The 10,061-nt window shown below is 73.5% G+C and carries 7 protein-coding genes and 1 pseudogene; 3 read left to right on the forward strand and 5 right to left on the reverse strand.

Features of this window, described 5'->3' with window-relative positions:
* Both ACWEVO_RS18640 and ctaD read left to right on the forward strand, forming a co-directional pair.
* The coding region (locus ACWEVO_RS18640; protein ID WP_452308786.1) for an FAD-dependent monooxygenase at window positions 1-464 on the forward strand (464 nt) is incomplete at its 5' end.
* A 142-nt stretch (window positions 465-606) separates the two neighbouring features.
* Window positions 607-2,367: an aa3-type cytochrome oxidase subunit I gene (gene ctaD, locus ACWEVO_RS18645; protein ID WP_452308787.1), complete on the forward strand. Its 1,761-nt coding sequence runs from the start codon at window positions 607-609 to the stop codon at window positions 2,365-2,367.
* Between the two features lie 98 nt (window positions 2,368-2,465).
* Here the strand turns inward: ctaD and ACWEVO_RS18650 are convergent, their stop codons facing one another.
* The 5 genes from ACWEVO_RS18650 to ACWEVO_RS18670 form a co-directional block, all read right to left on the reverse strand.
* The gene (locus tag ACWEVO_RS18650; RefSeq protein WP_452308788.1) at window positions 2,466-3,230 is read right to left on the reverse strand and encodes an alpha/beta hydrolase family protein; all 765 of its coding nucleotides are present in this window, start codon (window positions 3,228-3,230) and stop codon (window positions 2,466-2,468) included.
* A 109-nt stretch (window positions 3,231-3,339) separates the two neighbouring features.
* Window positions 3,340-4,575 (reverse strand): MFS transporter, encoded by a 1,236-nt coding sequence (locus ACWEVO_RS18655; RefSeq protein ID WP_452308789.1) that lies wholly within the window; start codon window positions 4,573-4,575, stop codon window positions 3,340-3,342.
* Window positions 4,576-4,614: 39 nt separating this feature from the next.
* Window positions 4,615-5,196, reverse strand: coding sequence for an isochorismatase family protein (locus tag ACWEVO_RS18660; RefSeq protein ID WP_452308790.1), 582 nt, complete (start codon window positions 5,194-5,196; stop codon window positions 4,615-4,617).
* Window positions 5,197-5,211: 15 nt separating this feature from the next.
* The gene (locus ACWEVO_RS18665; RefSeq protein WP_452308791.1) at window positions 5,212-6,498 is read right to left on the reverse strand and encodes a nicotinate phosphoribosyltransferase; all 1,287 of its coding nucleotides are present in this window, start codon (window positions 6,496-6,498) and stop codon (window positions 5,212-5,214) included.
* A 16-nt stretch (window positions 6,499-6,514) separates the two neighbouring features.
* Window positions 6,515-9,193 carry a LuxR C-terminal-related transcriptional regulator gene (locus tag ACWEVO_RS18670; RefSeq protein WP_452308792.1) on the reverse strand — a complete coding sequence of 893 codons (2,679 nt, stop codon included), beginning with the start codon at window positions 9,191-9,193 and terminating at the stop codon, window positions 6,515-6,517.
* A 188-nt stretch (window positions 9,194-9,381) separates the two neighbouring features.
* Between ACWEVO_RS18670 and ACWEVO_RS18675 the strand changes: the two are divergent.
* Window positions 9,382-10,061: pseudogene (locus ACWEVO_RS18675) on the forward strand (hypothetical protein); the annotation flags it as partial.

Below are 10,061 nucleotides of genomic sequence, written 5' to 3' on the forward strand. Positions count from 1 at the left end.
GCTACGCCGACGAGGCCGGCAGCACCCTCCCGGCCGACCCGCTCGCCCGGCTGCACGAGCTGTTCGGCGAGTACGGCGGCCCCGTCCCCGAGGTGCTGGCCGCGCTCGAGCGGGTGCACGTGGAGCGCACCGAGGAGGTCGAACTGGGCCGCTGGTTCCACGGCCGGGTGCTCCTGGTCGGGGACGCCGCGCACGCCACCGCGCCCACCCTCTCCCAGGGCGCCGCGATGGCCCTGGAGGACGCCGTCGTGCTCGCCGAGTCGCTCAAGGCCGCCGGGAGCGTGGACGCCGCCCTGCTCGCGTACGAGAGCCGCCGCCGGCCGCGTACCCGGTGGGTGCGGGACCGGACCCGCGACCGCAACCGCACCCGGGACGTGCCGCCGGCGCTGCGCGACCCGTTGCTGCGCGGCCGCGGCGGCCGGATCTTCCAGGAGCACTACCGGCTGCTGAGGGACCCGCTCTGAGCCTCGGCGGCGGGGGCCGATGATCGTAGCCGCCCACCCCACGCGGCACCCCCACCTGCCGGGGACTATCCTCCCTACGGATGACGGCTGCGCAGATGACCAGCGCGTGCCGAGCGGGACAACCCAGAACCGGAGGCCACTCGTGACCACCGTCGCACCCAAGCCGGTCGTGACCCGGCCCTGGCCGGTCCGCGAGCCGGTCAAGGGGTCGGCCCTCGCGCGGCTGCTGCGCACCACGGACGCGAAGCAGATCGGGATCATGTACATGGTCACCGCGTTCGCGTTCTTCATGATCGGCGGCCTGATGGCCCTGATCATGCGCGCCGAGTTGGCGCAACCGGGCCTGCAGTTCCTGTCGCCCGAGCAGTACAACCAGCTCTTCACCATGCACGGCACGATCATGCTGCTGTTCTTCGCGACGCCGATCGTGTTCGCCTTCGCGAACTACGTGGTGCCGCTGCAGATCGGCGCGCCCGACGTGTCGTTCCCCCGCCTCAACGCCTTCGCCTACTGGCTCTACCTCTTCGGTGGCACCATGGCGACCGCCGGCTTCATCGCCCCCGGTGGCGCGGCCGACTTCGGCTGGACGGCGTACACCCCGCTGAGCACGGCCGAGCACTCGCCGGGCGTTGGCGCGAACATGTGGGTGGTCGGCCTGGCCATCTCCGGTCTGGGCACCATCCTCGGCGCGGTCAACCTGATCACCACGATCCTGACCCTGCGCGCCCCCGGCATGACCATGTTCCGGATGCCGATCTTCACCTGGAACATGCTGGTCACCAGCCTGCTGGCGATCCTGGTCTTCCCGCTGCTGGCCGCCGCGCTCTTCGCGCTCGCCGCGGACCGCCTGATCGGCGCCCACGTGTACGACCCGGCGACCGGTGGGCCGATGCTCTGGCAGCACCTGTTCTGGTTCTTCGGGCACCCCGAGGTCTACATCATCGCGCTGCCGTTCTTCGGCATCATCACCGAGGTCATCCCGGTCTTCTCCCGGAAGCCGGTCTTCGGTTACAAGGGCCTCGTCGCCGCGACGATCTCCATCGCCGCCCTGTCGATGAGCGTCTGGGCGCACCACATGTTCGCCACCGGCCAGGTGCTGCTGCCGTTCTTCAGCTTCCTCAGCTACCTGATCGCCGTGCCGACCGGTATGAAGTTCTTCAACTGGATCGGCACCATGTGGCGGGGCCAGATCACCTTTGAGACGCCGATGCTGTTCGCGATCGGCTTCCTGGTCACCTTCCTCTTCGGTGGTCTGACCGGTGTCATCCTGGCCAGCCCGCCGCTGGACTTCCACATCCACGACTCGTACTTCGTGGTGGCGCACTTCCACTACGTGCTCTTCGGCACGATCGTGTTCGCCGTCTTCTCCGGCATCTACTTCTGGTTCCCGAAGATGTTCGGCCGGATGCTCGACGAGCGGCTGGGTAAGGTGCACTTCTGGCTGACCATGATCGGCTTCCACACCACCTTCCTGGTGCAGCACTGGCTCGGCGCCGAGGGCATGCCCCGCCGGTACGCCGACTACCTGCCCAGCGACGGCTTCACCGCGCTGAACACGATCTCCACGATCGGCGCGTTCATCACCGGCATCTCGACCCTGCCGTTCATCTGGAACTGCTGGAAGTCGTACAAGGCCGGCCCGGTGGTCGAGGTCGATGACCCGTGGGGCCACGGCAACTCGCTCGAGTGGGCCACCAGCTCCCCGCCGCCGCTGCGCAACTTCGACCGGATGCCGCGGATCCGCTCCGAGCGGCCGGCGTTCGACCTGAAGTTCCCAGAGCTGGCCGCCGGGCAGCAGACCCTGGCCGGTCCGCCGGAGGGCGGCGCGAAGCCGCTGACCAGCGAGGCCAACGGTGGCGCCAGCTACGAGGAGGACATCGCCGGCAACGTCGACCGGCGCTGACCGCTCATCGCGAGGGCCCCCTTCGCCACCAGAAACGGTGTGCGACGGGGGCTCTTCCCGTGCTCGGTCCGCCCGTGCCCCGGAGGGGTGCGGCAGCGCTAGACCGCGGGGGCGTAGCTGTCGAGGAACTTCGTCACCCGCTCGCGGATCCCGGCCTCGCCGGTGCCCGGGTCGACCAGGAACACCCCGTGCTGGGCGCTCGGTGCCAGCACCAGCTGCCGCTGGGTGGTCCGGGGAGTGGCGTCGTACAGTGCCCGTGCCGACACCGGGAAGTTGGGCTCCAGCTCACCCGCGCCGTAGAAGACCGGGACGGTGATCTTCGGGGCTGCTCCGGCGGCGTCCGTGTTGCCATAGGCGGTGGGCGGCGAGAGCGCGACGACCGCGACCGGCGCCGGGCTCAGCGTCGGCGCGGCGGCCAGCACCGCGGTGGCGCCCATCGACCCGCCCATCAGCACCGTCGGGCTGGCACCATCGGCTTGTAGGGCGGCGGCCGCCGCCTGGACCTGCTGGGCCTGCGGCACCCCGCTGCCCGCAGACGAGCCGGACCCGGCGAAGTCGAAGGCGAGCACCCGGTAGCCCCGGTCGGCCAACTCCCGCCCGTAGGGCAGCCACTGGCAGACGTCGCCGCCGGCCATGTGCGCCAGCACCACGCCGGTGCTCGCGGAGCCAAGGACGACCCCGCCCAGGTGGGCACCGGCCTCCTGGCCGAAGACGATCTGCCGGCCGTGCTCGGCCAGCTCAGGACACGCGGCGCCGGCGTTGCGGCCGGTCGGCTTCGGCGCGGGGACCTCGGCGCTGCTGCACGAGACCATCCCCACCGAGAGGGCGGCCACGGCAACCAGCCGTAGGGCGCTAATTTTCACGGGGACTCCTTGATGACCGGTTTGGAAGCGCTCCCATTCTCTCCAGGACCCGGGCATCGGGCCGCCCCGCTCCGATCACCGTGTCGAAGCTGTTACCGCTGACGGGCGGTCAGGCGCCGGCGTGGACCGGCTCCCGGCCGGGGGTGGCGGCCGCTTCGCGGCGGTGACCCAGCTCGATCGGAAGCACCACCAGCGCGACCAGCAGGCCGATCACACCGGTGACCGCGAAGCCCCACAGCGGGGCCGACGCGTCGATCACCGCGCCGGCCAGCGGCGCGCCGAGGGCGATGCCGACGGTGACCGCAGAGCCGTGCAGCCCCATCGCCTCACCGCGTACGCCGGCCGGGGCGAGGCGGCTCACCGCGTCGGAGGTCGAGGCGATGGTGGGCGCGCAGAGCGCACCGGCCGGGACGAGCGCGAGGCAGAGCAGCCACCAGTGCGCCCCGCCCAGCCCGACCGGGATCGTGGTGAGGCTGAGCGTCGCCATCAGGACCAGCGGGGAGAACGAGCGGGTGACCGCCCCGTACGCGAAGCCGCCGACCAGCGAGGCGATCGCCCAGGCGGTCAGCACGGCGCCGGTCCAGCCGACCTCACCGCCGGCCCGCAGCACGGCGACCACCGCCACGTCGGTGCCGCCGAGGACCAGGGTGGCGGCCAGGCTGACCGCCAGCACGGCCAGCAGCCGGGGCGTGAGCCACTCGCGGCGGGGCACCTTCCGGTGCGGGCCGGCCGGCTCGTCGGCGCCGCGGGTGGGCGGGTCGAGCAGCCAGAAGCAGAGCCCCGACGCGACGATGCCGGCCCCGACCGCCCACATGGTGAGGCGCGGGCTGACGGCGGTGGCGAGGGCCACGGCCAGCGCCGGGCCGACCATGAACGACAGCTCCACCGACATCGAGTCCAGCGCGTACGCGGGGCGGCGCTTTTCGGCCGGCACCAGCGCGGCGACCGACTGGCGGACGACCGAGAAGACCGGCAGGGCGAGCAGCCCGGCCAGGAAGGCCGCCGGGAGCAGCACCGGGTACGACAGGGTCGGCGCGGCGGCCCAGAAGACGCCCTCGGCGAGCGTGGTCAGCAGCAGCACCGGGCGCAGCCCGCGCCGGTCGACGAGCCGGCCGAGCAGCGGCGAACCGAGCGCGGCGCCGACGGTCGACGCGGCACCGACCAGGCCGGCGGCGCCGTAGCCGCGGCCGAGGTCCAGCACGACGTGGAAGGTGAGCGTCACCCCGGTCGCGGTGAGTGGGACGCGGGCCAGCACCGACACCAGCAGCAACGACCGGAGACCGGGCAGGGCGAGCGCCTCCCGGTAAGGCTTCAAGTTCACGACGGTCCGTACCTCCGGCGACATCCTCGACCGGGGGTACGACACCCGCAACCAATTAGCTCGTCAAGCGGTCCTGATCACAGGTTCGCCGACCATGGTCACGCCGGCGCCGTCGAACGCCCGCAGCGCGACGTCGAGGGTGTCCGGGGCCACCGCGGCGGTGAGGTCGAGCAGCACCGTGGTGCCGAAGCCCTCCCGGGCGGCGTCCAGCGCGGTCGCCCGGACGCAGTGGTCGGTGGCGATCCCGACCACGTCGACCCGGTCGACGTCGTGCCGGCGCAGCCAGTCGGCCAGGCACTCGCCGTCGGGGCCGTGCCCCTCGAAACCGGAGTACGCGGCGGCGTGCTCGCCCTTGTGGAAGATCGCCTCGACCCGGTCGGTCGCCAGGTCGGGGTGGAACTCCGACCCGGCGGTGCCCACCACGCAGTGCCGGGGCCAGGAGTCGATGAAGTCCGGCGGGTTGCCGAAGTGTGCCCCCGGGTCGATGTGGTAGTCCTTCGTCGCGACCACGTGGTCCCAGCGGCCCGGCTCGGCGGCGAGCAGCCGGGAGATGCCGGCCGCGACGCCCGCCCCGCCGGCCACCGCCAGCGAGCCGCCCTCGCAGAAGTCGTTCTGCACGTCGACGATGATCAGGGCGTTGCCCATCGCTACGGTGCCTCCTCAGATCGCGGGTACGACGGTCACCGGAATGGCCGGATCGCCGCCGGAGAGCTTCAGACCTTCCCAGGGGATCGAGATCAGGCACTGCCGCAGGTGCTCCCGCGACTCGTCCAGGGTGGGCAGCGCCACCGGCTCGCCCCCCGCCACGAAGGAGCGCTGGAGCAACCGGTCGTTGGGCTGCCGGTCCGGCACGCCCTGCGGCACGATGACCTCCTCGGTGGCGGTACCGGTCGGCTTGTGCCGGCGTACGGCCACCTTCCGGCCGCCGATGGTCGCCTTGTGCTCCGACCGCTTGACCACCGGCCGCCCCTCGACCTCGACCAGCTTGTAGACCAGGCCGGCGGTGGGCGCGCCGGAACCGGTCACCACGGAGGTGCCGGCGCCGTACATGTCGACCGGTTCGGCGGCGAGCGTGGCGATGGCGTACTCGTCCAGGTCGCCGGAAACGATGATCTTCGTCTCGGTGGCCCCGAGCGAGTCGAGCAGCTCCCGGGACTGCTGGGCGATGACGGTCAGGTCGCCGGAGTCGATCCGGATCGCCCGCAGTTCCGGCCCGGCGATCTCGATCGCGTTCCGGATGCCCTCGGTGATGTCGTACGTGTCGACCAGCAGGGTGGTGTCCTTGCCCAGGGTGGCGACCTGCGACGCGAACGCCGCCCGCTCGTCGTCGTGCAGCAGGGTGAACGCGTGCGCGGCGGTGCCCGCGGTCGGGATGCCGTACAGCTGGCCGGCCGCCAGGTTGGAGGTGAACCGGAAGCCGGCCAGGTACGCCGCCCGCGCGGCGGCCACCGCGGCTCCCTCGTGCGCCCGGCGGGAACCCATCTCGATCAGCGCCCGGCCCCGGGCGGCGGTGACCATCCGGGCGGCCGCCGCGGCGACCGCGCAGTCGTGGTTGAGCACCGACAGCACCAGCGTCTCCAGCACCACGCAATCGGCGAAGCCGCCGGAGACGGTGAGGATCGGGGAGCCGGGGAAGAAGAGCTCACCCTCGGCGTACCCGTCGATGTCGCCGGTGAAGCGGTAGGCGGTCAGCCACTCGGCGGCCCGGTCGTCCACCACCCCGGTACGGCGCAGGAAGTCGACCTCCTCGGCGTCGAACCGGAACTCCCGGATCAACTCGACGAGCCGGGCGGTGCCGGCGACCACCCCGTAGCGCCGTCCCGTCGGCAGCCGCCGAGTGAACACCTCGAAGACGCAGCGGCGGTCGGCGGTGCCGTCCCGCAGGGCGGCGCTGATCATGGTCAGCTCGTAGTGGTCGGTCAGCAGCGCGGGGCGAAGGGTGCTCACGCCCCCAGCCTAGAGTTCAGAGCGGATCCGTGCCGTCGTGGCCCGGCATCGACCGCAGGGCGGCCCGCAGCTCGGCCCGGCCGGTCACCCCGAGCTTGCTGTAGACCCGCTGGAGGTGGTTCTCCACCGTGCGGCTGGACAGGTAGAGCCGTTCCGCGATGGCCCGGCTGGTGGCGCCCTCGGCGGCGAGCCGGGCCACCTGCCACTCGCGCTCGCTCAGCGCCGGCCGGAGCAGCCGCAGCGCCGGGGTGGAGACCTCGTCGCAGCGACCCAGCAGCTCGGCCAGCTGCTCCCGGGCCGGGCCGGTCGCCGCGCCCCGGGCACGTCCCGCGTGGTGCAGCGCCGTCGCGGCCGCCTCGGCGGCGTAGACGACCAGGTCGCGCGCGGCGAACCCGTCGGCGACGGCGAGCAGTTCGGCCGGCGAGCAGTCGACCGCCGCGCGCGCGTACCGGGCGATCAGCGGGGGCAGGATCCCGTCGATCCGCTCGGAGAGTTCGGCCAGGCGCTGGGCCACCGTCCGCCGGCTGGCGTCGGTGCAGGTCGGACCGACCGGCGCGCCGGCCTGACCGAGCCGGACCAGATCGAGCAGGACCAGCAGTTCGTGGCCGGCGAAGCCGTCCTCGCGGAGCCGGTCGGCCAGCGCGCAGAGGTGCTTGGTGGCGGCCGGCAGGTCACCGGCGCCCGCGTACACCGCGCCCCGGGCCTGCTCCAGCCACGGATACAGCACCGCCATGCCCGGGGCGTGGGTGCGGTCCGCCTCCGCCATCGCCTCCGCGGCGTGGGTGGCGTCGCCGCGCCACGCCGCCGCCTGAGCCCGTTCGGCGTGCGCCAGGCCGGCGTACACCCGGCTGGTGGCGAGCACCGCGCAGGCGCCCAGGCTGGTCTTGAGCGCCTCGTCGCTGCGTCCCCGCAGCCGCGCCGCGTACGCCTGGAGGATGGCCAGGTAGCCGGTGCCGAGCCGGAAGTCGCCCGCGCCGGCCAGGTCGGCGAACTCGTCGGCCACGATCGCGTCGATGCCGGCGAGGTCGCCGGAGAGCGCCAGCCGGGTGCCGCGGGCCAGCTCCATCGCGAGCTGGAGGTACGGCATGTCGCCGCGCCAGCGGGCCGCCTCGGCCTGCACCCGGGCGATGGCGGTGGCGCTGCGGCGGTACTGGCCCTGCGCGGCCTGGAGGTGGGCCAGCGTGCACCGGGCCAGCTCCCGCGCGGCCACCGGGGCGGCCGGCCGGTCCAGCACCGCCTGGGCGAGCCGCAGCGCGGCGCCGGTGTCCAGCCCGTGCAGCCGCATGATCGCCTCGAAGGCGCGGACCCGGGCCTGGTCGGCCGGGTCGGTCAGCTCGGCGGCGCGCGCGGCGATCTCCTCCACCGTGGACTCCCGGCTGAGCCCCCAGTAGCTGACCATGCCGCGCACGGTCAGCCACCTACTGCGTCGCCGGTCGTCGGTGACCTCGGCACCCACCGAGTCGAGGACCCGGATCGCCTCCTCCGGCCGGTCGCCGAACATGAGGATGGTGGCGAGCAGTTCGGCGGCGTCGGAGCCGCCCTCGGCGTCCAGGGCGGCGCGGGCCAGCCGGGTCGCCAGGGGCACGTCGTACCGGCCGAAGGCCTGGGCGGCCGCCTCGAGCAGCAGCGCCGGATTCTGCGCGGTGCCGGAGTCCAGCCGCCAGACGGCCACCCGGAGCAGGTCGTCCCGGCGTCGCTTGCCCACCTGTTCGAGCAGCTCGGCCAGGGTGGCCTGGAGCCGGCGGGTGCGGCTGACCGGGCACTGCCGCCGCATCACCTCGCCGTAGAGCGGGTGGGCGAGCCGGACGTTCAGCCGCCGGTCGTCGGGGACCATGGTGATCAGGCCGCGCTCCTCGGCGGTCTCCACGTCGACCGGGTCGACCGCCCGCTGGAGCAGTTGCAGGCCGAGTGGCTCGCCGAACGCCACCAGCTCGACCACCGACCGTACGCCGGGGGTGAGCTGACCGATCCGGGTGTCGATCAGGTCGGTGAGGCTGGGCGCCAGTTCGAGCCGGCCGGTCCACGTCCAGATGCCGTACGTCCGGCTCAGCTCGTCACCGCCCGAGGCGGCCAGCACCAGCTCGCGCAACAGCAGCGGGTTGCCGGCGGAGAGCCGGAACAGCCGCTCCGAGCTGCCGGCGTCGACCGGGCCGCCGAGGATCGCGGCGAGCAGCCCGGTGGTCTCGGCCGGGCCGAGCGGCGCCAGCTCGACCAGGTCCACCAGGTCGTCGGTCCACAGCGCACGGATCGGCAGCGGGATCTGCTCGCCGTTGCGCAGCGTCCCGATCACGGTCGTGTTCTCGCCCCGGGCGATGAGGTGGACCAGCGCGGCCGACGGCGGGTCGAGCAGGTGGGCGTCGTCGATCGCGAGCACGATCGGCCGGCCGGCGGCCTGCTCCTGGAGCAGGTCCACCGCCCAGCGCAGGATGCCGGCGGGGGAGAGCCCCTGCGGATGCTCGGCCGGGAGCACCTGCACGAGGCCGCCGAAGGGCAGCGCCGCGGTGGTGGCGCTGGCCGAGACCGACCAGATCGCGTACCGGTCGGTGGGGAGGGCGGCGATCCCTTCCCGGAGCAGCCGGCTCTTGCCGACCCCGACGCTGCCGCTGAAGAGCAACCCGCGCCCCTCGGGGCCGCCGACCGCCGACAACAGGCGGTTGAGCTCTTCCCTTCGGCCGACGAAGTCCCACCGACTCATCGGTGCAGCATATCGACGCTAATCCGTGCGCGCCCATACCGTCACGCAGCGAAGTTGAGTAACCTGTCGATTACTCCTGAGTACCCGCGGTGTTCGATGTCGGACTCCCGGCACCCGTACTCTTCTGCCACCATGGATGACCCCGACGCGACCGGACCGCAACCCGGCCGCCCTACGGAGGCCGCTTGATGAAGCCGGGCCCGCTCCGCTCGGTCGACGTGCCCGATCCGGGCGGGCCGGCCGAGCCGCCGCGCTGCGCGCCCCTGCCCACCCGCCTCGGGGTGTCCGACCCCGACCCCGAGGAGCCACTCGCCGTCGTCGTCGCGGGCCCGGCCGGCGCCGGCCGGCGGGAGCTGCTCGCCGGCCTGCTCGGGGTGCAGCCCGGGATGCTCGCGGTCCCCGACGGCAGCTACCTGCTGGTCAACCACGGGCGGGTGCCGACCCGGGCGGCCTACGTGCCGGGCTACCGCCAGCCGCACTCCTACGGCGCCGACCCGCTCGGCGCGGGGCCGGCCCTGTCCCGCCCGCCACGCCGGGTGGAGCTGAGCCTGCCGGAGCCCCTGCTACGCCACTTCGCCGTGCTCGACACGCCGGACACCGGCTCGCTCGGCGTCGCCGGCGGCCGGGTGCTGCTCGACGCCGTCGGCCGGGCCGGCGCGCTGCTCTTCGTGATCTCCGCCGACCAGGCGTTCACCGCCGTCGAGCTGAACCTGCTGGCCGAGCTGGCCCGGGCCCGGGTCGAGGTGCTCTTCGCGGTCACTCCCGGGGTGGCCGGCTGGGCGGCCCGGGTGGGCGGGCCGACGGCTACGGAGGGCGCGGCGGCCCCGTCGACCGCTCCACCGCCCGCACCTCAGGCGAGCAGGATGCC

This window comes from Micromonospora sp. NPDC003776, assembly GCF_053605645.1.